Source organism: Paenibacillus sp. DP01 (genome assembly GCF_044784315.1).
Lineage (GTDB): Bacteria > Bacillota > Bacilli > Paenibacillales > Paenibacillaceae > Paenibacillus > Paenibacillus polymyxa.
Genome location: NZ_CP173059.1, coordinates 4,426,024 through 4,448,373, shown reverse-complemented (window position 1 = coordinate 4,448,373; position 22,350 = coordinate 4,426,024). Strand labels below are relative to the sequence as shown.

Genomic DNA, 22,350 nt, shown 5'->3' with positions numbered 1-22,350 from the left:
AAGCATGAGTAGATCTAACGGACGAAACGGTGATGAGCTGCGCCCGATGAAATTGACAGCAGGAGTAAATAAATACGCGGAGGGCTCTGTTTTTATAGAGGTTGGCGAGACGAAAGTCATCTGTACGGCTACAGTGGAAGAGCGCGTTCCTCCCTTTATGAAGGGCCAAGGAAAAGGCTGGGTGACCGCCGAATATTCCATGCTTCCGCGGGCGACACATAGCCGCAATCAGCGTGAAGCTGCGCGCGGCAAGCTGACAGGCCGTACTATGGAAATTCAGCGTCTGATCGGAAGAGCGTTGCGTTCGGTTGTCAATTTGCAGGCGCTTGGTGAACGGACGATTACGTTGGACTGTGACGTCATTCAGGCGGACGGTGGGACACGTACAACCTCCATTACCGGTTCTTTCGTAGCGTTGGCGATTGCAGTAAATAAAATTGCAATCCAGCACAAGTTGCCTGTTTTCCCTATTACGGATTTCCTGGCTTCCGTCAGCGTAGGGGTTGTTGGTGACAAGGCGCTGCTGGATCTGAATTATGAAGAGGATTCCAAGGCTAAGGTGGACATGAATCTCGTCATGACTGGCAGTGGAAAATACGTCGAGCTGCAAGGTACGGGGGAAGAAAGCCCATTCGACCGTCAGGAATTGGATCAGCTGCTTAGCTTGGGTGAACAAGGGATTTTGCAAATGATCGAGCGCCAAAAAGAAGTACTCGGACCGATTGCCGATAAGATCGGTGCTGGACGTACAGGAGCTGGGGCCTAATGCGACTGGATGGTCCGGTTGTCATTGTCGCTACGAAGAATAAAGGGAAAGTGCGGGAATTTGCACATGCTTTTGCGCCGTTTGGCAAGGAAGTCAGAAGTATGTACGATTATCCAGACATTCCTGATGTCGTTGAGGATGGCACAACCTTTGCCGAAAATGCGCTGAAAAAAGCCAAAGCGGTGGGAGATGTGCTCGGATTGCCTGTGCTGGCCGATGATTCCGGCCTGTGCGTGGATTTGCTGGATGGTGCGCCAGGCGTATATTCGGCCCGTTATGCGGGGGAAGGCGCCAGCGATCACGAAAACAATATCAAGCTGCTTGATGTTCTGGAATCAAAGCAGCTTGGTGATGATACCGGACAGCCTTTGCTAAGCCCGGCTCAATTCGTCTGTACCTTGATTCTGTATAATCCACAGACTGGGGAGACGTTGGAATCGACGGGCTCCGTGGAAGGCTGGATTACGACTGAAACCGCAGGCAGCGGTGGGTTTGGGTATGATCCGCTGTTCTATTTGCCAGAGTTTGAAAAGACAATGGCGGAGCTGACGTTGGAACAAAAGCAGGCTATCAGTCATCGAGGCATAGCCCTGCGTAATTTGGCAACTAAGCTGGGAAATCCACAGGCATAGTTTGGCAGCAGGTTGAATATATACCTGTCATATACGAAAAAAAGGCTATCCGTCAGTCATAGGCGCGGATAGCCTTTTTGGTATTTTCTGTTCCACGTATAGCATGCATTGAGAAAAACAGGCGGTTACCATCTCGTAGTTTACGGCTTAAGCAGTTAGCACATTTTATCGAATAGCCACCTTGTAAGTGCGTAGCCAGTTATCCACTTGGGTCAAGTAAGCAAACAACTGCGGACCCGACATTAGCTGGCCAAACCAAGGCAGATTGGTGGATGCCTCCGGTGAGGCGGCAATATCCCGTATCTTTTTCGTATCGATCAGCTTGAGCAGTGGGGAAGAGGAATCATCCAGCAGTTGCAGCGCCTGCTTTTTCACAGCGGCAAGATAGGAGGGATTATGCGTTTTAGGATACGGGCTTTTTTTGCGATATAGCACATCATCCGGCAATACGCCCTCCAGCGCCTTGCGCAAAATACCTTTTTCACGTCCGCCTGTCATCTTAATGCTCCACGGAATGTTCCATACATATTGCACCAACCGATGATCGCAATACGGCACCCGTACTTCGAGTCCGACCCCCATACTCATCCGATCCTTGCGATCCAGCAGGGTAGGCATAAAGCGGGTGATGTTCAAATAGGACATGACGCGCATTTGCGCAGCTTTTCCTGTTTCCCCCGGTAGCTTTGGTACTTCTCCGACTGCTTCTGAGTAACGGTCGTTCAAATACTCCAGCGGCTTGATCCAGTCCCGCACTTCAGGGGATAGCAGACTCGCTCTCATATCGGGAGCAACCGCCCACGGGAATGTGCCTGAGTTCAGCATATCCTCCCGATGGAACCATGGATATCCGCCAAACACTTCATCCGCTGCTTCACCAGAAATGGCAACGGTAGCGCCCTTTTTAATCTCCCGGCAAAAGAGATACAGTGACGAATCCACGTCCGCCATGCCGGGTAAATCCCGCGTTAGCGTGGAGTTGTTCAGAGCGGCTACAACTTCAGGTGTATCGAATTCAATCCAGTGATGATTTGTCCCTAATTCATCGACCATCCGCTGTATCCAGGGAGCATCGGCTCCGGGCTGGAACGCATGGGCTTTAAAATGCTTGTCGTTGTCCACATAATCGACCGAATACGTATGAACTTGTCCCTGCCCGGTACGTTTGTAATAATCAACTGCTAATGCGGACAGAGCACTTGAATCCAGCCCACCAGATAATAAGGTACATACCGGTACATCCGAGATAAGCTGCCGTTCAACGGTATCCATTAACAGCTCTCGTACCTTAAGTGCCGTTTCTTCGGTGTTATCCTCATGCGCAATGCTTTCCAGCTTCCAATAGGCTTGAATGCGTACGCCGTCGCGGCTGTAGGTGAGGGTATGCCCGGGACGCAGCTCCTTCATCGACGAATAGACGCCGTGTCCGGGGGTGCGTGCAGGCCCAATGATAAAAATTTCTGCCAAGCCCTCGGCGTCTACTGCCGCCTCTACCGCTGGATGCTGGAGTAGGGCTTTGGGTTCGGAGCCAAATACAAATACATCTTCAGTTTGGCTATAAAATAGCGGCTTCACTCCCAGTCGATCTCGTGCCAGAAATACCTGCTCCCGCTCACTATCCCAGACCGCAAACGCAAAAATGCCGTTCAACCGATCTACACAATCCGGGCCCCATTCGATATAAGATTCGAGCAGTACCTCTGTGTCGCATTGTGTACGGAAAAAATGCCCACGTTGTTGCAGCTCTTTTTTCAGCTCAGGCGCGTTATATATTTCCCCGTTATATACAATCGTATAAGTGATATCCTCAAGCTGCCGGATCATGGGCTGAGCGCCGTTTTCCGGGTCCATTACGCTTAGTCTTCGGTGTCCGAAGGCACACGGATTGGATATCCAGGTACCCGCAGCATCCGGTCCGCGATCGGAGAGCGTTTGCGTCATATTCAGCAGCAGCTCAGATTGGTGCATTAAATCTCCGTTCCACTGTATGAAACCTGTAATTCCGCACATGTATATTCATCCTCTCTTTGTCGTGTTCATCCAGTGTTGGAATGAATCAAAAACTAAATCCCCAGTTCATCAGTATATATGCCGAAAAGAAGCATAAAATGTCTGTCCGTTCCGAAAACTACAGATGGGGCAACCCGCCTACACGTGAGGAAGGAGGGAGACAATGTACTACATCAAGGATGCCAAAATACGCCGCTTCACTGAACTTGACGGAGTGCGCTGCGCTGAGGTAGAAGTGCGTCCCGGTGCCGCAGATGACCCGGAACTGCTGGTTTATATCACAGCCTCGAATCAGAAGGATGGTCAGCCTGACTATGACATGGTAAGGATCATCCGCAATGATGCCGATCTGGAGCTGGATTGGTATGACAATAATCTGCATTCGGCATTTGAAGAAGTGACCGACAAGGCTTTTACGGACTCTACGCACATTACCGCTGGTGAGGAAAGGGAAAAGTTCAAAAGGGAATTGCTCTCCTATGGGCAGCTTAGTACAGAGTTTGCCAAGGAGTTCGGGGCATGAGGATATGGTGTGCACTACCTCGGCTTTTGTTAATTTGGACACCGGCGCCATCGCCAGATCAGCGTGAAAGGAGGGGGAAATCATAGACGGCAAAGCGAAGTATAAGAAAAACAAAGGCAGCAGTTATATTCATAACAATGAGTTCGCGGAAGAAGTGATGGAGAAAAATGTAAGACATGAGGTGCGAAGAAGTCCTAGACGCTTCGGTAATAAATAAACAGTCATAAACTGAGAAACGCTCATTTATAAATGACCCTGAAGAAGCCTCTGTATTCGTCAAAATTGCGAATGCGAGAGGCTTCTTTTGAATTAGGCCGCTTCACGCAGCGTCATGATCCCTTTGTAGATGTTATAGACAAAAACGCCGAGATAGACCACTACGAATAGCAGTACAAACCCGATAACCGAACCTGCATGATTGGCAGTGATAATAAAATAAACTAGCGGAATCGCCGCAATAATGGGGAAAATGTGCGATAAAATGGCTTTTTTCGCGTGTCCCTGAACATATTCGTCCCGGACTGCAATCCACACAATGACCGGCACCAGAAAAGGTGCGAAAAAAATGCTAAAATAACAAAGTGAAGACAAAAGGCCTCTCACGGATTAATCCCTCCTTTTTGGCATCGTTCTTTGTACATAATACCCCGTTAGCGTCCAAATGATTCCTTTTGCAGCCTGCTTTCCTGTATAATGAAAAAATGCTTTTGACAGTTGCCCAAAATGTGATATAATCATTAATGCACTGAATACATAAGGTTTTATGGATTATCATTTTGTCCCAGTAGCTCAGCTGGATAGAGCAACGGCCTTCTAAGCCGTCGGTCGGGGGTTCGAATCCCTCCTGGGACGTATAGCAAAAACTTCCTAATTCAATATTGGGAAGTTTTTTTTGTGTTCCAGTGTGGGATGAGAACCCCTTGGGGGGACGTCGGAGCTAAGCATCGTTAGCATAAACTTCGCAGTCTCGACCGTAGGGAGAGTATCCCTCCTGGGACGTATAGCAAAAACTTCCTAATTCAATATTAGGAAGTTTTTTTGTGTTCCGGCAGTATCATTGATTCTGGCTTTATACTGTCGCCTTCTCTTTATGAGCAAAAAATTGCGGCAGATGCTCTTTGTGTGCTTCCAGCAATTCATCCAGCACAGTTTGGGCGATATCGCCGCTTGGAACGAGCGGATTCAGGGTGAAGGCTTGCAGTGCTGTCGCATAGTCACCAGTGACCGCCGCTTCAATGGTCAGCTCTTCCATCGCCTTCATGACTTGCAGCAGTCCCCGTTGTGCTGGCGGGAATTTTCCGAAGTTAACGGGCTCCGCACCATGCGCGCGAATGACACTGGTTACTTCGATGGCGCTACCATAAGGGACATCATCAATCGCACCATTGTTACGCGTACTAACCACCATCAATGCGCCTTTGTTGTTATAAATAGAGTTGATGATTTCACAGGCAGCATCGCTGTAATGCGCACCGCCGCGTTTGGATAATTCCTCTGGTTTGTAATCCAGATTCGGATCTTTGTACAATTCAAACAGACTTTCTTCCAGACGTTTGACGACTTGGCCCCGAGTTCCTTCGTTTTTGGCCTCCTCTAATTCTTCCTTGAGCATGTTATCGGTCATATAGTAATACCGATGGTAAGGACAAGGCAGCATTTTCAATTGACGAACCTGATCATACAGGAAGCGCATGTTCTTAATATTTTCAACGACCTTCTCCGGTTTTGCGCCAGGAGCATACAGTCCTTCGATAACTTGTTCTGTTAATTCTTCTCCAGTTTTATCATAAACTTTGTGCCAATGAAGGTGGTTAATTCCTGCAAATTTAAAGAACAGCTCTTCTTCCGGTTTGTCCAGCACAGCCGATGCACTCTTGATCGCGCCGATTGGAACATTACATAATCCGATGACTTTATCCCACTGACCATAACGAAGCACTGCTTCGGTGACCATGCCCGCAGGGTTGGTGAAGTTAATCAACCATGCATTCGGACACAGTTCTTTCATATCTTCTACGATACTGAGGATAACGGGTATGGTACGAAAAGCTTTGAACATCCCACCAGCCCCATTGGTTTCCTGACCGATCATACCGTGTTTCAAAGGAATACTTTCATCTTTAATCCGGGCTTCCAATAAGCCTACCCGAAATTGGGTCGTTACAAAATCGGCATCCTTCAAGGCTTCCCGACGATCCAGTGTCAAATGTACTTCACAATCAATGCCGGCGGCTTTCACCATCCGTTGGGCCATGGCCCCTACGATCTCCAGTTTCTCGCGTCCTGCTTCAATATCTACCAGCCATAATTCCCGGATGGGAAGCTCTGCATAACGTTTGATAAAACCTTCTACTAATTCTGGTGTATAGCTGGAGCCTCCGCCAATAGTTGCGATCTTTATGCCTTTTTTCATGGTTAGTGCCTCCTGAGTATGTTTTTTAAAACCGCTTTCTTAAGCTCAAATTCACTGTAATCCCTGTAATGCATTACAGGTCAAGCGCTTTTAAAAAACTTATTTGGGGAAGGTGACAATTATAGGGCGGAGCCACGAAACATGCTAAACACGAACATGCTAAAATAGAAAGAACGAGGTGAGAAATGTGGCAAATATTCATGAAATTGCAAAGCTGGCGGGTGTATCCTCGGCAACGGTGTCTCGTGTCATTAATAACCATCCGTACGTAAGTGAACCGACAAGGCAGCGTGTACAGGAGGTCATAGACCGACAGGATTATGTACCTAATTTGAATGCGGTTTCATTAAAAAAGGGCATGACCAAGCTCATAGGAATTATTTCAATTTCTTTTAATGATTCATTGGGTTCATTTGTGCGTGGATTTACAACCTATGCCCAGGAGCATGGTTTTAATATGGCACTATTTATTACGAATGGAGAGAAGGAGCGGGAGCTTGAAGCACTGGAAATGTTGCGGAGAAAGCAACTGGACGCCTTGGTCTGTATGATTCGCGTCAATGAGTGGAGTGTGATTGAGCACTACACCAAATATGGTCCAATTGTGACATGGCAGCGTGTAAACATTGAGGCAATCCCGTCTGTATTTATGGACCAGTATCAGGGGTACATGCTTGCGCTGGAGCATCTGTATGCCAGAGGCTATCGCAGCATTGTGAATGTATATGGGAATATGAGGGGATTGAATACGAAGGAGCGCATACGGGCTTATCATGATTTTTGCAAAAAACATGATTTGAACGCTGATGCTTTCTCGCATTTTTATGGCTTAAATTCAATAGAAGCGGGTGAACAAATTGCTCACTGGTGGGGCGAACAATCCAACAAGCCGGATGCCTTCGCTTGTTCTACCGATTATTTGGCTGCAGGGCTGTTGACCGAAGCACGTAGGCTCGGTGTTTCTATCCCGAGTAATGTTGCAGTGGTGGGCTTTGATAACACCGAAATTTCGCATTTGCTTGATTTAACCACCATTCATTACCCGATTGACAAGCAAGCGGAAAATGCATTCATTATGATTCGAAATGCCCTAGAGGGGCTTCATGAAGAATTACATCCCTTGGAATTCAAGTTAGTAGAGCGAGCGACCACCTAATATCCTGGTTATTCTTTTTCGCTGTGGTTATCGGTGTGCTATTCAGGAATTAGTAAATAAAAATAAAAAAGGACTCCATAATAGAATAAATTCCAGAGGAGTCCTTCTTTGCACGTACTCTAATTCATCGGTCTCTCATATTTCCCATTACGAAATTAACGTCAGAATAAATGCACAGATCGTAAGTAGAATTAATTATTTAAAATAGGTATTTCCCCAAGCATATTCTTTAAGTTAATGGAATCCCATGGCATATGCTCCGTTATACCTAATCCAACAACATCGGTTTCTTCACATAGTTCTTTAATCAGATGAAGTAGTTGAGGTATTTGCATGGTTCCCGCAGGAGAAAGATTATAGGGAGCTTCAGGGTTGGCGAATAATAAAGAACGAAATGCTTTTGGATCAAGTACATCTAAATCAAGGTGAATCGCCAGGTGCTTGATGCCGCTTTCTTTAATCCACTCTTTTATTGATTCGGTACTGGTCGTTAACTCTTGGGTCCCAGCAGTTCGAATCCCTAATCTTTGAATTACTTCAGTATCTGTTTCTGTAGTGGTAACACCTAACCTTTGAAATGTCTCTGAAAATGCTTTTGTTTCTTCTTCTGTAGGAGCTGCTAATCCAGCGATAAAGACATTTTCAGGTTTAAGAGGTAATTTCACATGTTTTGCGAACTCCTCATCTCCTTCTCCTAATAGATTTCCAAGCGGTAATGTATGTCCGTTATCATAGCCCACATATCTAACTAAATCACTGTGAGCATCAATCCAAATTAATCCTAATTCTCCGCCGTATCGTTCGTTTAAATAGGCAAACGGGGCTTGCTCGACTAAGCAGTCACCACCAAACATTACTATGCGATCTGGCTTATGAGCGTCAATGATATGTTGAGCAGCCTCTAATTGTTCAAGTAGCTGTTTTCTCCCATTCATACCGTTCTCGTTATCAAGCGGGGTTCCATCATAAGCTTGAACTGGAACATGAATAAGGGGCTGATCATTGTCTGGGGCTAGCCAAGCCAGCAGTTCTGCTCCAAAAGAGTAGTTAGGATTGTTTCCTCCTTGCCATTGCGGCATTAATAGGCGTATTGTTTTAGTCATTTCTTTCTCTCCTTTACTTCAATTTACGGTTAGTATAAACTGAACGCAAATAAAAACGTAGTACGCACTAATTTGATAGGTACTACCCGAAAGGATAGTGTGAATATGAGTATGGCTGAATTTAAAGGTAAAGTTAAAAACATTCAAGATACACCTTTTGGTTATACAGTGTCAGTTATTGGTGGTAAATGGAAAATGGTTATTATTTATCTTCTGGCCGAAAACCAAGTGGTTCGCTTTAATGATATGAAAAGACAAATCGGAGCTATTACTTATAAAACATTGAGTTCACAGCTAAAAGAATTGGAAGCGGATGGTCTGGTGAATCGGAAAGAGTATCCCCAAGTTCCACCTAAAGTTGAGTACAGTCTTACAGAAAAAGCGGAAACACTATTACCTGTTTTGGAAGGGTTATGTGAGTGGGGAACCAAAAATCAATATAATTAAATATCGTTTTCTAATTGTTCTCGAATGCTATACGAATATTAGAAAAGACGATTGACATATATTTATAGTTAATCAGGTATTCAACGAGCTCAAGTGCACTGGGGATAGGAACGCTTAAAAATCAGTATCATTTGGGGGATGTGATATTTTGACTATGGCAATTATTTTATTTGTAGCGAATATTATACTTATTCTTGTTTCAATCGTTGGTATTGTTCTGCTCATGGGAATATTGTACAGGGGGTACATTTTGCTAGGATTACTTATTGCTGAGAAAAAGAACACAAGAAATCAAGCTGTAAAAGATTAATTTTATGACAACACAGAGCCTCATTTCTACTTTATTAGTGGAAATGAGGCTCTTGCGTAAACAATAAAAGTGACATAATGGGGTGAAGGAAGGGACATAGCATTTTATAGCTTTTGGGACATCCCCGGATGGTTGATGTTTAGCACTACCTTTTTCTTTAATTCCTCTGCAGCAGTTCGAATCTGTTTTGCCTGCGTCACAGCCGAAATCACCGCTACACCATCGGCACCCGCACTTACCACTTCCTCCACACGGTCTATCGTAATGCCACCGATCCCGACGATGGGCAGATCAATTCCCGCTTTGCGCATCTCATGCAAAATGGCTGGACCCTGCACCGCATGAGCATCATCCTTTGAGATGGTGGGATAGATGGGGCCGACGCCGAGGTAGTCCGCACCTTGCAGAATGGCTCGACGAGCTTCCTCAATCGTATGGGCGGAGACGCCAAGGATTCGGTTTCCGATCCGCGTACGCACAGAATCAGCCGATTCATCGTCCTGACCGATGTGAACACCGTCGGCGTTGAGCTCAAGAGCCAGCTCCACATCGTCATTGACGATAAAGGGGATACCAGCGTGGTGGCACAGATCTTGTAGCTGACGCGCAAGTTCAAACATAGGAACCCCTGTTAACGCGCTACGGCCCTTTTCCCGGAACTGGATCATGGTCGTGCCGCCAGCAAGAGCCTCCTGCACGACCCGATTTGGTTCCGCGAGGCAGTTCACGCTTCCAACAACCAGATACATCTGTAAATGCCGGCGCATGATCTCAGGTAATATTCGACCGCTCATTGGAGTATCTCCTGACGACGGCGGTAGGCCCAATGATTGGTTGGACCGTGTCCCTGGCCCAGATACAACGTATCTTCAATCGCCGCCTGAATGAAGGCTCTTCCATTCAAAATAGCTTCCGGTACAGACACGCCTTTCCCTAATTCAGCGGTAATCGCTGCTGAGAACGTACATCCTGTTCCGTGTGTGTGGACAGTTCGCACCCGCTTGCCGCCCAGCTCTGTGAAGGCTGTTCCGTCAAAGAGCAGGTCAATGACCTGACCGCTGTTTTCGCTCTCCTCATCGTGGCCGCCCTTGATCACAACGAATTTGGGACCCCGGCTGCTAATATGTCTCGCAGCTTCACGGCGCCCTTCCATCGTACGAATGCTTATCCCGGTTAAGGCCTCCGCTTCCGGGATATTTGGTGTGACGACCAGGGCCAAGGGGAGCAGGTCGTCGTTCAATGCCTGCACCGCTTCTGGTTGCAGCAGCTTTGCGCCCCCTTTGGCAATCATTACAGGATCGACGACAACCTTTTCCCAGCCGAACTTTCGGATCTGCTCGGCCACAAGACGGATGATGCCTGCATCAAATAGCATGCCAGTCTTTAGGGCGTCGACTCCAAGATCTGATCCTACAGCTTCGATTTGCTGCGCTGTTGCTTCCTGTGGCAACGGATATACACCGTGAACTCCCAAGGTATTTTGTACCGTAATGGCTGTAATAGCCGACATGCCGTATACGCCAAGCTCCTGAAAGGTTTTGAGATCGGCTTGAATTCCAGCGCCGCCGCCGCTGTCTGAACCGGCAATCGTCAGCGCTCTCGGTACATGCACGTCTCTCATCGCGCACCACCTGCTGTAGTTGTTCCAGCTTCACGGATCGTGACATGCCCCTCCAGCGAACCAGTATGTAGTTTGGCAAGCTCGTCGAGGAAGGCAATCTGGAAGCTGCCCGGCCCCAGCTTTGCGGTATGCGCTGCGGCTCGAGAAGCTGCTGCACCGTAAAATGCCAAACCTGCTGTGCCTGCGAGCAGCAGGTTGGGTTCAACTGCTGCAAACGCACCCAACACAGAGGTCAGCAGGCAGCCTGTTCCGGTTACCTTCGTAAGCAGCGCGTCTCCGCCACTAATCAATCGTACTTCAACTCCATCGGTGATGACGTCCTCTTTTCCAGTGATGACAACCATGGTATGGAGCGTTTGCGCAGCCCGAACTGCCAGATCGACATTACTGCTGTCAGCACTGTCGCCTGCATCTACCCCTTTAATTTCTCGGGCTTCTCCGATCAGATGAGCGACTTCGGCTGCATTGCCTCGTACTAGTGAGATGTTAACCTCGTTTAGAATTCGTAGTGCTGACTCGGTTCTAAAGCTAGTCGCTCCTGCACCGACCGGATCTAACAGAACTGGAACACCGTGAGCATTCGCCGATTGTCCAGCAAGGATCATGGCATCCACCAGCTCACGGTTTAGCGTACCGATATTTAACACGACGGCGCCCGCTATTTTGGCCATATCTGCTACTTCCTCGGGTGCATAAGCCATCACCGGGGAAGCCCCTAGTGCATATAGGCCGTTGGCTGTAAAGTTGGTGACCACCACATTGGTTATATTATGAACGAGGGGGTTGCTGTTTTGTACCTTTGTCAGGAGCGCCGAATAACTTTGTTCCCATATATTCATCATGTTTATCCTCTCTCATCTATACTGATTATTCCAAGACCGTAGCGCGCATCTGGACGGGCCATTGTTCCTGCTTATAAGCCATATCCCAGAACATATATTCCAGCTGGCAGCTTAGCATAAAATGCTCAATCATCCGCTCTCGCTCGGCAGCCGTGGCGACTTTCGCCCAAGCATCCACACGCTCTCGATATTTGAAGGTTACATCTTCAATTTGGTTGCCATAGAAGCAAATCCACTCATAGAACGGATGAGACTCGTCTGGTCTTACCTCATCCATTAGCCTGCGTCCAATTTCAAGATATGTCCATGGACATGGTAGCAGCACGGCCATGATTTCCCCAAGACTACCCTCATGTGCGACGGTCAGCATATGGCGGATATAATGATGAGCGGACGGAGCGAGTGGATATCCCTGCATCTCTTCATAGGTGACACCTGCGATAGCACAAAAATTTTGATGCGGATGAACCTCGCTGTTGAGAATAAAAGAGATCTGTTCGTTAAATACAGCCATATCCTCCCGGCTCGTGCTTTTGGAGATCGCGATGCCGTAAATCCGCATGTAGGCGTTCAAATATTCAAAGTCTTGTTTTACATAGTGAATCAGCTGTTCCCTTGTTAAATTTCCTTCAGCAATACCTCTCACAAAGGGATGCTCATAAATGGCTTGAAAAATGCCATCCGCCTGTCGACGGAGCTCTTGCGAAAAACTCATTTCCCCACCTCCAACAAAAATGGAGAACAAGAAGTCCCGTAAGATACAATTCTCGGAACAATGCCAAAAAGCCGCCCCGAAAACTGGAGCGGCTTCAACATAGGTTCAATGCGCAAAAACGCCTGAAACCCTATATAGAAGGCTCCACTTTCCTACGCTAGTACGAACTAGATCAGGTTCAAAGGGTCCAAGATTCATTCTTGTCTCAGCCATAATGGCTCCCCTAGTGGACTTTCCTATTCTTTTGACTAATACTGTACATTTGTTCCTATGTTATGTCAAACTGCTTATGCCTAGTGAAGGATTAGTGAGGGTGATGGATTACACTTTCCACGGCTTTGACCCTCACATATTCCGGTTTCCACATTGCATCCCGAATGGCTTGCTCAATATCTGGAAGGTGTGCCTGAGCTACCTGATCCTGAATTGCGGCCTTTGCTACCGCAACCGCAACCGCAAACGAAACATCACGTAATTTTCGAATATGGGGCAGCAGTGCGCCGCCAAGTTCATTCGAATCTACGGCGTTGGCAACGGCATCAGCTGCTGCGGTAAACATGGAAGGAGTGATTCTTTTAGCCTTGACCACAATCGTACCCAGACCCAGTCCCGGGAAAACAAAGGCATTGTTCGCCTGTCCAATTTCAAATTTCGTACCGTTATAGGTGACGGGCTCAAAGGGACTTCCCGTAGCAATCAATGCTTTGCCATCAGTCCATCGTATCAAATCCTCGGGTACCGCTTCAGCCAGATTGGTAGGATTGGACATGGGCATAATGATCGGGCGTTCCACATGCTTTCCCATTTCCTTGATAATCTCTTCAGAAAAGGCACCCGCTACACCGGAAGTCCCAATTAAGATTGTAGGTTTTACCTGACGGATGATCTCCAACAACGGTATTTTGCCGTCTTCCGATTGGGCCCATGAGCTGATTTCTTCCTTTTTACGCACATATGGTTTCTGATAATCGAGTACATCTTCCATATCGTCCGTTAATAATCCGCGATAATCAAAGGCCCAAAACGACCTGAATGAATCTTCTTCAGGAAGCCCGTCCTCGATCATAGCGCTCCGTATTTGGTCGGCGTTACCGATTCCTGCTGCCCCTGGACCAAAGACAAGTATTTTTTGTTCACGCAGCGGAGTTTTGGTGACACCTACCGCCGAAACAATCGCAGCTAATGTGACTGCTCCTGTGCCCTGGATGTCATCATTGAAGGTGAGAATGTTTTGACCGTATTTCCCTATAATGTGGCGTGCGTTCACGCTGCCCACATCCTCCCAATGCAAAAGCGCCTTCGGGAATTGTGTTAACGTTTTGCTGATAAAGGTATCAATAAATTGATGATAGGCTTCTCCGCGAATTCGTTTATGACGGTTTCCGATGTATAGCGGATCATTCAGCAGCTTCTCGTTATTCGTGCCCACATCCAGTACAATGGGCAGCACCCGCCCGGGATGAATACCTGCCGCAGCTGTATATACAGCAAGTTTGCCAATAGCAATGTTAATTCCCCCGACACCCCAGTCACCAATTCCCAAAATACTTTCTGAATCCGTGACCACGATCAGGTCAACATCCTCACTACGCAAGCCGGAATTATAGAACGCCTGTCCGATACCGTTCGGATGATCTATCGATAAATATACGCCCCCGGGACGGTTGTACTCATGGCTGTATTCTTGAATGGCGGTTCCTACAGTCGGTGTGTAGACTACGGGCAGCATTTCACTCAAATGGTCGGTTAGCAGCCGATAGTAAAGCACGACATTCCGGTTATGAAGGTCGTTAAGTGAAGCATTTTTACGCAGCATGGTGGGTTGTGCCAGGAATTGCTGATATGCCCGAACGCTCTGTTTTTCCAATGAAAGGACAGTGGGAGGAAGAATTCCTTCCAAGCCCAGTTCTTTGCGTTCTTCTTCTGTAAATGCCACCCCTTTGTTCAAAAGAGGGTTTGCTAGGACGTCCTTTCCTCGTAAGGGAGTAGATAATGACCCATCACGATTGACATGAAATGCTTCCATAAAAATACCTTCTTTCCCTATATTTTGATAATTATTCATGATGAAAATGACATGTTGTCCATAGTATGGACGTACAAATTGGTTTTATTCGCCTATCAATCTATGACAAAATGACCATATGTGTGTCTTTTTATTAATCCTATAGAACTATTTTTGTTTTCGGATACACCTTGTAATTCGTATAGTAATAGTCCTAATGAATCGGGTCTAAGTACTCTGTTTTTATCAAATATGAAAATTAGTTTTTCTTCTCTTGAATGCTTATATATCAAGGGATGTGAGCTATTATGTTAAGAAAATATGAAGTATTTGGACATTAATTTAATCTTACTAAGCAAACATTTTTAATTCTTTTTCAACAAAATAGAATTATTCGGAGGAAAAGGAGAGGTTTGTGTGCAGGGACCTATAGCCATTTTTAGCGATAACAACAGGGCTATTGATTATCCCAATGTGATTTGTTTTTACCAATATATACAGTGCGAGGACACGGAGGAAGCTTCAGTCTACGAGGGCGCAAGTTGCTGCCTGATAGATTATAGGGAGCCGGGGCAAGCCGTGCGAAAAGCTAATCAGATCCGTAGCCAATTTCCACAAATGCCATTGCTATTGGTGACGGATGTAACCTTTCCGTTCAGTGATCAGCATATGGTGCAGATTATCGGAGTAGGCCGATTGCGTCTGCTATTTTGGCAAGCCAATGATACCGAAGAAATACTTTCTGAAATACAAAGCTTGCTCTATCCCGAGTATTCGACTAAAAGCCAACATGTTGCATTCATCTTGTCTGTGTATAACGAAGAGAAACGTTTTGTTCATGTCAAAACCTTTGCTGAGCGACTGCAAGCCTTTATCCGCAGCCATATTATAGAGGGTTCGATTTATCTCATTGATGATGGTAGCCACGATGGCACGAATGCCTTGATTAAAGCGCTGGAGGCAGCAACGGACTTGTCCGTAAACCGGATTAACCAGAACTTGAGTCCACTGCTTCAAACAAGGGAATTGGGACGCAATACGCGCAAGGCAGGGACGTATCTGGAAGGAATGCGGACCATCGGTGCGGATTACTACGTATTTGTGGACGCGGACGATTCCTTTTTTATTGAGGATATTGCCAGAATGATCAATGTTGTTCAACAGGGCTACTATGATGTTGTGATTGGAACCAAAGATATGACCGCCGAGAATCGTTCTTTATTGCGATCTATCGTCAGCTTTGGCAAACGGGTCGTCTCTCGCCCCTTTTTACCAACCGGTGTAGTAGATTCCCAGACGGGTCTTAAAGTGATGAGCTCGGTTGCCGTGAAGCGGATGTTTCCACATTTGAAGGAACAACTCGGACTAGCGCTGGATCTGGAGATGATGTTCATTGCCAAGCGACTTCAGCTCCGTGTGCTGCAACTACCCGTCAAATGTATTGACCGAGATGGCTCGCACATTCATGTCTGGAAGGATTCCATTCGTTTTTTGCGCTCTATCATTGAGATTTGGCGACTGGATCGGCGGGTGAGATAACCACGTGAACAACCGATTGCGTTCGTTGATGTTCCCCCTCTTTAATGTGCTGCTTAACGGATTCAATTTTTTCTTCCACATTGCAGCGAGCTGGTATCTTACCGGACAAGCCTATGGTCAGGCGAACGCGCTGTTGGCCCTCTTTGCACTGTTGTCCGTATTGGGCTTATCCATCCAGCTGTTAACCGCCAAGCTGGTATCCAAGGCTGACCAGAAGCTTCCGCTACGCAGCTTACCGCTCGGTTCTCTATTACTAAAAGCACCTCTAGTGCTAACTTTGCTTGCCATGATCATTTCACTGTCCTTTCATCCGTTGCTGCGTTCGCTATTGGGCGTTGAGTCCGGCCCGCTGTTCATGCTGTATGCCTTGATCGGATTGCATATTCTGGTGAGTTCGTGCCGTGGAGATTTACAGGGGAGGGAACGCATGCTGGCGCTCAATGTGAACTATTACATTGAGGTATTAGGGAAGCTATGCCTGTTTTTTGTCCTGGCTGCCCTGGGGTTAAGGTTGGAAGCCTTACTATTAGCGAGCTGTGGGGGAATGCTGCTGTCGTTGCTTCACGGCTGGATCGTTTCGGCCCGAGGCTTGTCCCTATTGACATATAGAGGAGAACATATCCCTGCTGGGTTATGGAAGTCACTAGGTCAGGATTTCACCGATAGCCTTATGACGAATTTATTCATTCTGTTTTGTATATCCATCGACATGTTGTATGTACAGCATTACTTTCCTGAGCAGGCCAGCAGCTATGCCATTGCGCTGAAGTACAGCCAGTTGGTCTATTACGTTTCGTACAGCTTGATTGCTGCCTTTATTCCAAAGATCGGTGCGCAGGGGCATGACCGCCAGGCTTTGGGCAAGTTAATTGTAATCTATGCTGGATTAATGGCTGTAGCCGCGCTGTGTGTATATGTGGGCACAACTTATATATTCCCACCCTCTATTCCCATATTATTTGGAGCCTCTTACCAGGCGGCTGAGGCCTATATTCCATGGGGAGGCTGGGTGTATTGGCTTTTTTCCATCGTGCTATTTTTTGTGCATGTGCACGTATTAGTGGGCAGACGCACCTTTATGTTCAGTCTGATGGCGGGAGCCGCAGCTTTATTAGTAGCCTTTCATATGGCTCACACAGACCCGATCGATTTTTTGTTGTCAGAGTTCATTGTGTACGGAGCTATGTCTCTCTACTTTGTGATAGATGCCTATATGTATTTGTTCAAAATAAAGATAAGGGGAGGAATCACCCCATGAATACCATACTAGAGCAGGACGATAAAACCGTAGTTCTATTGCTTTCCTGGCGTGACATTCGTTCTCCGAAAAGCGGGGGAGCAGAAATTTTCACCCATGAAATGCTTAAACGCTCACAGCAAGGCCGGTTTCAGTTCATTCATTTCTCACCTCAATTTGAGGGGATGCCTGAGCATGAAGTCATTGACGGTGTTACGTATATTCGAAAAGGAAACATATACAGTGTTATTTATTATGCGATGCGCTATTACCGTCGTCATCGGCAGCAGATTGACTATGTAATTAATCAAGCGAATACGCATCAGTTCTTTACCCGATTTTGGGTGGAGGCATCCAAGCGAATTTTTTTCATACATCAGCTAACAAGGGAAATATGGTATGAAAATGCCAGGTTCCCGCTAAATATGATTGGATTTCATATGGAGCCCCTCATGCTTAAGCTGGCACGGAGGGATCGGACGCTCACCGTATCCCCGTCTACCCGGTATGATCTGCTTAAGCTGGGCTTTCATCCGGATCGTGTTCATCTTTTACCGGAAGGCATTGAGTTTGATCATTGGCCGCGTGAACAATTTTTGACGAAGGAGTCTAACCCAACCTTCATGTATGCCGGACGCTTTGTTAAATATAAGGGCATTGATCTGGTCGTTGAAGCCTTTGGGCGGCTCAAGGAAAAGTTCCCCCAGGCTATGTTATGGATTGCCGGAAAAACCGATAAAACCTATGTGACAGAACAATTATTGCCGATTATAGAACGGTATGGATTGACATACGGAGAACCGGATGAACAGGGACAATCACAAGCCGATATTACCTTTTATGGATTTGTTTCAGCAGAGTATAAGCTGGAGCTGATGAGCCGTGCCCATGCGCTCGTATTCCCTTCCCTGCGTGAAGGCTGGGGATTGACGATTACCGAAGCGGCAGCGGTTGGAACTCCCAGCATTGTGAGCAATTCTCCTGGTCTGGTGGATGCGACGGATTTCGGAAAAAGCGGATATTTATGCTTTCACGGCGATATTCGAGGATTGTCTGAACAAATGGAAAGAGCGGCAGAGGGTGGCGAAGATTACATGGCCATCCGTGAGCGAGCGTACCAATATGCGCTAAGATTTCATTTTGATCATACAGCTGCCGCGTTTGAGCAGTTGATGGAGAATTGGACAGAGGAGGCGGAACAGAGTGGACAAAGTGGTCATTCTCTTCTCCACGTACAACAATGAACGTACAATAGAGCCTTGTTTGCGAAGCTGTATGGGTCAAAATTACAGGGATCTGCATATTGTAATTGCCGATGATGGCTCCAGTGATCGGACGATTGAGACGATTCGTATGCTGTCCGCAGGGAGCTCAGTACCCGTTACCGTATTGGAGCTTCCTCATGGAGAGCGGGGAGTTGCTAGAGTCAAAGCGGTTGAGGAAGCGAAGCGCTTGGGTGCCGAATACATATTTGTATTGGATTCCGATATGATTTTAGCCGAACATCTAATTCAGCAAAGCATCGACTTTTTTGACGATCATCAAGATATTGGCGCCTTGGTTATTCCAGAGGAGGCATATTCGGAAGCAAATAATTTTTTCTCCAAAGTAAAGGTTTTCGAGCGGAATGTAATTAACAACGCGGGAGAGACCTTGGGAAAACGCTCCATTGAAGCTGCACGCTTCTGGCGAATGAGCGCTTACGAATCGACAGGTGGATTTAATGCGGAGCAAATTGCTTTTGAAGAAATACAGCCAACTTTACGCTATATAGAGTCTGGCGGAGTCATTCGCCGGGCGGTTTTTACACGGGTATATCATGATGAAAAACAGGTATATTTGCAGGATGTATTACGTAAAAAAGCCTACTACTTCTCGGTGATGGATCGTACGATGTCATCTGAGGAGGGCGGATTGCGAAAGGCACTGGAACGTTGGTACTTCTTCCGTCCGGTATTGTATACATGGGGGAATGTGAAAAACTACATCCGCCATCCGCTGCTAACGGGGGGGATGTTGTGGATGTACATCTGCCTGACTGTGATTGGGGTAGCCGCCGTGTTAAAGGGCGGCACCCGTCACTCAGGCGATCTCGCTAAGGCGGATAAGGCGTAACGATGAATGACCGAGGGTCAGCGTATCCAGCGAGTACAGGTCGGGATCGGAAGATTCCGGCTCCTCATACGGTATATATAATGAATGCGGAGTTAACTGAATACCTTCGCCATCAGGATGACGCAGTGAGCAGCCGACAGGATATAGCTCAGCAAGTGCAATGTGAACGGCGGTTACGATATCTTGTTCATTCAGCAGTACATACGGTCGGTACGGAGCATTCAAAATACTGTTTATAAATACCGGCAAGTCAGTTGCCACGTTCTGGTCTGCATGAAGACTTGTTCGATTGAGTCGAGCCTGATCGAGTGCCTCATACAGCATCTTTTTTAGCGTGTCATCATCTAGCTCCAGCGGTTTCGTTAAAAACCGGAACACGCCGACTTGATTAATGGCCGATAAAATGGACTGCGTATGCAGGTGACCAGATAAAATGATGCGTACGATATGCGGATAATCCTTCTTAATCATACGAAGGAACGTAATTCCGTCCAAACCAGGCATAAGCAGATCGGAAACGACTACATCAATCGGATACTTTTCTAGCACTTGCAGGGCTTCTTTAGGCGTGTGAGCGGTATGTAAGGTGAATGTTTCTTGCATCAATGTCCGTTCAAGCAGGGACAGAACCATTGGACTGTCGTCAACAAATAGAATGTTTTGGGGTGTCATAAGAACTGCGCAACTCCAATCAGGAAGTAAGAAATGAGGAACTACATGTATAATATCAGCGTTTTGGCATTTTTGAAAGATGTCAGTACAGAACGGGCGTTGCGTCTTTTTTGTGAACGATTTGATTCGGCTGAACATGCGCTCTGGGAAAAAGGGATGCGTCTTCTTCACGAATATCATGCTGCGCGACATACAGGGGTGACCTTGGCTGTCTCCAGCGCACTTCAGCATATGGACGATCGTCATGATATTTACGTTGTTGATCTGCGAGCATACAGCGAGGAAGATTTGGATCGTCTATATATAGCCAAAACATGCGAGTTGATCCTGCTGACAGACGGGGCAACGGAAACCGCTGCGAGGTTTGCCGCACTCCAGCGCCGCACTCCCCGGTTGCTGTGCGCACGGCTACCGCTGGTCAGCTACGAGCTGGAATGCCTGATGCAAGCGATTTTGAGCCGTCTTGAACAAAATGGAGGGGCCAGGTCATGAAGCAATGGGCTTTGTTGAAACCAAGTTGGCAAAAGCTGATCCTGTACCTGATGGTTTTGTGTGTGACAGTGTTCTTGGCCGCTGTGCTACAATGGTTCGTCATGCGGCAATTCAGCGGTCACTTGGCGGAAATTCAGAACGAGCAGCTCCAGGATGAGGTACAGGAACTGTCTGGCAGCATAACGGAGCATTATGCCGCATGGCAAGCTGAGCTAAAAGAGCTGTCGTCCAGTCTGGGCAGAGAGATGCTGAATCAGGGAACACGTCAATATGCTGTGGGGTTTAAGCGTGAGAGCGGGTCTTTTTATGTGCTGGATGAACAGTATCATGTGATGGTCGGACGTGACAATCGTGAGATGAGGAATGCGGTCCAGCAGATTAAATGGCTGCAAAATGGTTGTGCGGTAAGCTCTTTTGTGACTGAGGATCATCAGCCTGCCCAGTACATGGCGTGCAGGATTCAAGGGGCGCAGACGGGCGGTTTTATGGTGCGTACAGTTGACGCTGAAATGCTTAGTGGAATTGTTAAAAGTAAGCCGGTGAATCAGCATGAGACTTTATTTTATAACGGTCAATTCAAGATCGTAGCTTCCCGAAGTACTTCGGATATCAACCGGACGGACATCACGAGTGTAACCCGTAGGCTGCTGGAGGGCAATACGGGTATCGTTGAAGATCGTGGAGAGAAATACGGAATAGGATTCAGCCGCATTGGGGAAGAGGCCCTTTACATATCGGTTAAGGATATCAGTCAGGACACCCCCCAGCGAATTAGCTCCTTTCGCAAACAGTTGTGGATGGTGATGGCTCTAATACTCATTATTTTGTGGGCCATGCTCATACAGTTCCGCAAACGGATTGTGAAAGATGCCATCGTGAACAATCAAGTGCGTGACCAGCGGCGGGATGAAGATATGCGACAGCAGCAGGACACGTATTATTTGCCGTTAATGCAGACGATTGAGCAACAGCTGCAAGAGCTGCAAGAACAGACTAGCCGTCTCACAGGCGGCGATGATTTAAAGCTGTTGGGATTTTATCAAGATCTAGCCAACCGCTTTGAAGTGTCTTCCAGTCAGGGAAAAGGAGCATCTCATGAGGAACTGGAGTATTTCCGCGAGCTGAATGAAAATTTCATTCAGGGTCGTCTCAGACAGGAATCCTCACTAGGAGAATTACTGACAGGCGTCCGTAGTTTGCGTGATGAGCTGGAAGAGAAAATGCATGATAATAGCGGAATTAGCTTCACCGATATGAATGAGGTATTGTCCGAATCGCTGAAATGGGCGAACCGTTCGCTGAATATGAAGCACATTCAAGTGATCTTGCGGCAAGAGCCAGTTCCATCCATTGCAGCACAAGCACCCATGCTGTACAAAACAATTCAGGGGCTGCTGGAAAATGCAGTGCAGGCCATGAACCAAGATGGAGAGCAGCTGGAGGATCAGGAACGGAGCCGAACGGGTCTGCGGTCCAAGCGGCAATCTCATATGCTTAAGGTTAGCTCACGGCTGGAAGAAGCTGAAATTATGATTATCATTGAAGACACAGGCGGCGGGATTGATGACAAGATGCGTTGGAGCTATTTCCAGCCGGACTATTCCCAAAACGCACAGGAGCATACGTTCAGCCTGTATCACATGGATGCATATCTGAAGACTATAGGTGGTCGCTTAAAGCTGCGTAACACCGATCAGGGATTGCAGGCCATCGTTCATTTGAGAAGATAGATAGGCCCAAGATAACCAACAG

21 protein-coding genes, 1 tRNA gene and 1 riboswitch are annotated in these 22,350 nt (G+C 47.0%); of the genes, 12 read left to right on the top strand and 10 right to left on the bottom strand.

Annotated features, from left to right (window positions below; translation table 11 throughout):
* The first annotated feature begins 4 nt into the window (after positions 1-4).
* A complete protein-coding gene (rph, locus tag ACH59B_RS19460) occupies positions 5-766 on the top strand; it encodes a ribonuclease PH (protein ID WP_013372747.1) in 762 nt (253 codons plus the stop codon).
* A complete protein-coding gene (locus ACH59B_RS19455; RefSeq protein ID WP_013372746.1) occupies positions 766-1,398 on the top strand; it encodes an XTP/dITP diphosphatase in 633 nt (210 codons plus the stop codon). The genes rph and ACH59B_RS19455 overlap by 1 nt, the downstream gene beginning before the upstream one ends.
* Positions 1,399-1,563: 165 nt before the next feature.
* Here ACH59B_RS19455 and asnB read toward each other — a convergent pair whose 3' ends face one another.
* A complete protein-coding gene (gene asnB / locus ACH59B_RS19450) occupies positions 1,564-3,408 on the bottom strand; it encodes an asparagine synthase (glutamine-hydrolyzing) (protein WP_016818534.1) in 1,845 nt (614 codons plus the stop codon).
* Between the two features lie 163 nt (positions 3,409-3,571).
* Here asnB and ACH59B_RS19445 point away from each other — a divergent pair, with 163 nt between their 5' ends.
* Entirely contained in the window at positions 3,572-3,931 is a 360-nt protein-coding gene (locus ACH59B_RS19445; protein ID WP_242211274.1) for a hypothetical protein, read from the top strand.
* Between the two features lie 309 nt (positions 3,932-4,240).
* On the opposite strand, the gene ACH59B_RS19440 is transcribed toward ACH59B_RS19445, so the two are convergent.
* A complete protein-coding gene (locus tag ACH59B_RS19440; RefSeq protein WP_016324668.1) occupies positions 4,241-4,534 on the bottom strand; it encodes a DUF4870 domain-containing protein in 294 nt (97 codons plus the stop codon).
* A 175-nt stretch (positions 4,535-4,709) separates the two neighbouring features.
* On the opposite strand from ACH59B_RS19440, the gene ACH59B_RS19435 reads away from it, so the two are divergent.
* Positions 4,710-4,783 (top strand) — tRNA-Arg (locus ACH59B_RS19435).
* Positions 4,784-5,000: 217 nt separating this feature from the next.
* Here the strand turns inward: ACH59B_RS19435 and ACH59B_RS19430 are convergent.
* Complete coding sequence (locus ACH59B_RS19430; protein ID WP_263560761.1) at positions 5,001-6,344, bottom strand: 6-phospho-beta-glucosidase; 1,344 nt, start codon at positions 6,342-6,344, stop codon at positions 5,001-5,003.
* Between the two features lie 187 nt (positions 6,345-6,531).
* On the opposite strand from ACH59B_RS19430, the gene ACH59B_RS19425 reads away from it, so the two are divergent.
* Positions 6,532-7,500 (top strand): LacI family DNA-binding transcriptional regulator, encoded by a 969-nt coding sequence (locus ACH59B_RS19425; protein WP_102998252.1) that lies wholly within the window; start codon positions 6,532-6,534, stop codon positions 7,498-7,500.
* Positions 7,501-7,691: 191 nt separating this feature from the next.
* Here ACH59B_RS19425 and ACH59B_RS19420 read toward each other — a convergent pair whose 3' ends face one another.
* Positions 7,692-8,603 (bottom strand): arginase family protein, encoded by a 912-nt coding sequence (locus ACH59B_RS19420; protein WP_193191182.1) that lies wholly within the window; start codon positions 8,601-8,603, stop codon positions 7,692-7,694.
* Between the two features lie 105 nt (positions 8,604-8,708).
* On the opposite strand from ACH59B_RS19420, the gene ACH59B_RS19415 reads away from it, so the two are divergent.
* On the top strand, positions 8,709-9,050 hold the full coding sequence (locus ACH59B_RS19415; protein WP_193191184.1) for a helix-turn-helix domain-containing protein: 342 nt from the start codon (positions 8,709-8,711) through the stop codon (positions 9,048-9,050).
* A 414-nt stretch (positions 9,051-9,464) separates the two neighbouring features.
* On the opposite strand, the gene thiE is transcribed toward ACH59B_RS19415, so the two are convergent.
* The 5 genes from thiE to ACH59B_RS19390 all read right to left on the bottom strand — a co-directional run bounded on the left by thiE (position 9,465) and on the right by ACH59B_RS19390 (position 14,564).
* The gene (thiE, locus tag ACH59B_RS19410) at positions 9,465-10,154 is read right to left on the bottom strand and encodes a thiamine phosphate synthase (protein ID WP_193191206.1); all 690 of its coding nucleotides are present in this window, start codon (positions 10,152-10,154) and stop codon (positions 9,465-9,467) included.
* The gene (gene thiD / locus ACH59B_RS19405; RefSeq protein WP_031462102.1) at positions 10,151-10,981 is read right to left on the bottom strand and encodes a bifunctional hydroxymethylpyrimidine kinase/phosphomethylpyrimidine kinase; all 831 of its coding nucleotides are present in this window, start codon (positions 10,979-10,981) and stop codon (positions 10,151-10,153) included. The genes thiE and thiD overlap by 4 nt, the downstream gene beginning before the upstream one ends.
* A complete protein-coding gene (gene thiM, locus ACH59B_RS19400; protein ID WP_044787377.1) occupies positions 10,978-11,823 on the bottom strand; it encodes a hydroxyethylthiazole kinase in 846 nt (281 codons plus the stop codon). The genes thiD and thiM overlap by 4 nt, the downstream gene beginning before the upstream one ends.
* Before the next feature lie 25 nt (positions 11,824-11,848).
* Positions 11,849-12,538 carry a thiaminase II gene (gene tenA / locus ACH59B_RS19395; RefSeq protein WP_263560760.1) on the bottom strand — a complete coding sequence of 230 codons (690 nt, stop codon included), beginning with the start codon at positions 12,536-12,538 and terminating at the stop codon, positions 11,849-11,851.
* Positions 12,539-12,670: 132 nt separating this feature from the next.
* Positions 12,671-12,773: riboswitch (TPP riboswitch) on the bottom strand.
* A gap of 69 nt (positions 12,774-12,842) precedes the next feature.
* Positions 12,843-14,564, bottom strand: a complete 1,722-nt coding sequence (locus ACH59B_RS19390) for an NAD-dependent malic enzyme (protein ID WP_263561007.1) — start codon at positions 14,562-14,564, stop codon at positions 12,843-12,845.
* Positions 14,565-14,960: 396 nt separating this feature from the next.
* Between ACH59B_RS19390 and ACH59B_RS19385 the strand changes: the two genes are divergently transcribed.
* The 4 genes from ACH59B_RS19385 to ACH59B_RS19370 are packed head-to-tail and all read left to right on the top strand — an operon-like array spanning position 14,961 to position 19,434.
* On the top strand, positions 14,961-16,082 hold the full coding sequence (locus tag ACH59B_RS19385; protein WP_016818594.1) for a glycosyltransferase: 1,122 nt from the start codon (positions 14,961-14,963) through the stop codon (positions 16,080-16,082).
* Between the two features lie 4 nt (positions 16,083-16,086).
* Positions 16,087-17,340, top strand: coding sequence for a hypothetical protein (locus ACH59B_RS19380; RefSeq protein WP_016818595.1), 1,254 nt, complete (start codon positions 16,087-16,089; stop codon positions 17,338-17,340).
* Positions 17,337-18,563 (top strand): glycosyltransferase family 4 protein, encoded by a 1,227-nt coding sequence (locus ACH59B_RS19375; RefSeq protein WP_016818596.1) that lies wholly within the window; start codon positions 17,337-17,339, stop codon positions 18,561-18,563. Before ACH59B_RS19380 ends, ACH59B_RS19375 begins: the two co-directional genes overlap by 4 nt.
* Positions 18,523-19,434 carry a glycosyltransferase family 2 protein gene (locus tag ACH59B_RS19370; protein WP_016818597.1) on the top strand — a complete coding sequence of 304 codons (912 nt, stop codon included), beginning with the start codon at positions 18,523-18,525 and terminating at the stop codon, positions 19,432-19,434. The genes ACH59B_RS19375 and ACH59B_RS19370 overlap by 41 nt, the downstream gene beginning before the upstream one ends.
* Here ACH59B_RS19370 and ACH59B_RS19365 read toward each other — a convergent pair.
* On the bottom strand, positions 19,402-20,106 hold the full coding sequence (locus ACH59B_RS19365; RefSeq protein WP_263560759.1) for a response regulator: 705 nt from the start codon (positions 20,104-20,106) through the stop codon (positions 19,402-19,404). The genes ACH59B_RS19370 and ACH59B_RS19365 overlap by 33 nt on opposite strands.
* A gap of 45 nt (positions 20,107-20,151) precedes the next feature.
* Between ACH59B_RS19365 and ACH59B_RS19360 the strand changes: the two genes are divergently transcribed.
* The gene (locus ACH59B_RS19360; protein WP_263560758.1) at positions 20,152-20,598 is read left to right on the top strand and encodes a hypothetical protein; all 447 of its coding nucleotides are present in this window, start codon (positions 20,152-20,154) and stop codon (positions 20,596-20,598) included.
* Entirely contained in the window at positions 20,595-22,328 is a 1,734-nt protein-coding gene (locus ACH59B_RS19355) for a sensor histidine kinase (protein ID WP_404302421.1), read from the top strand. Before ACH59B_RS19360 ends, ACH59B_RS19355 begins: the two co-directional genes overlap by 4 nt.
* Positions 22,329-22,350: the final 22 nt, after the last annotated feature.

Bases quoted from the DNA above. Each gene is read 5' to 3' on its own strand.
- ACH59B_RS19430 (WP_263560761.1), bottom strand. From the start codon at position 6,344: ATGAAAAAAGGCATAAAGATCGCAACTATTGGCGGAGGCTCCAGCTAT.
- asnB (WP_016818534.1), bottom strand. From the start codon at position 3,408: ATGTGCGGAATTACAGGTTTCATACAGTGGAACGGAGATTTAATGCAC.
- ACH59B_RS19390 (WP_263561007.1), bottom strand. From the start codon at position 14,564: ATGGAAGCATTTCATGTCAATCGTGATGGGTCATTATCTACTCCCTTA.
- ACH59B_RS19455 (WP_013372746.1), top strand. From the start codon at position 766: ATGCGACTGGATGGTCCGGTTGTCATTGTCGCTACGAAGAATAAAGGG.
- ACH59B_RS19365 (WP_263560759.1), bottom strand. From the start codon at position 20,106: ATGACACCCCAAAACATTCTATTTGTTGACGACAGTCCAATGGTTCTG.
- ACH59B_RS19420 (WP_193191182.1), bottom strand. From the start codon at position 8,603: ATGACTAAAACAATACGCCTATTAATGCCGCAATGGCAAGGAGGAAAC.
- thiE (WP_193191206.1), bottom strand. From the start codon at position 10,154: ATGAGCGGTCGAATATTACCTGAGATCATGCGCCGGCATTTACAGATG.
- ACH59B_RS19415 (WP_193191184.1), top strand. From the start codon at position 8,709: ATGAGTATGGCTGAATTTAAAGGTAAAGTTAAAAACATTCAAGATACA.
- tenA (WP_263560760.1), bottom strand. From the start codon at position 12,538: ATGAGTTTTTCGCAAGAGCTCCGTCGACAGGCGGATGGCATTTTTCAA.
- thiD (WP_031462102.1), bottom strand. From the start codon at position 10,981: ATGAGAGACGTGCATGTACCGAGAGCGCTGACGATTGCCGGTTCAGAC.
- ACH59B_RS19355 (WP_404302421.1), top strand. From the start codon at position 20,595: ATGAAGCAATGGGCTTTGTTGAAACCAAGTTGGCAAAAGCTGATCCTG.
- rph (WP_013372747.1), top strand. From the start codon at position 5: ATGAGTAGATCTAACGGACGAAACGGTGATGAGCTGCGCCCGATGAAA.
- thiM (WP_044787377.1), bottom strand. From the start codon at position 11,823: ATGATGAATATATGGGAACAAAGTTATTCGGCGCTCCTGACAAAGGTA.
- ACH59B_RS19375 (WP_016818596.1), top strand. From the start codon at position 17,337: ATGAATACCATACTAGAGCAGGACGATAAAACCGTAGTTCTATTGCTT.
- ACH59B_RS19360 (WP_263560758.1), top strand. From the start codon at position 20,152: ATGTATAATATCAGCGTTTTGGCATTTTTGAAAGATGTCAGTACAGAA.
- ACH59B_RS19445 (WP_242211274.1), top strand. From the start codon at position 3,572: ATGTACTACATCAAGGATGCCAAAATACGCCGCTTCACTGAACTTGAC.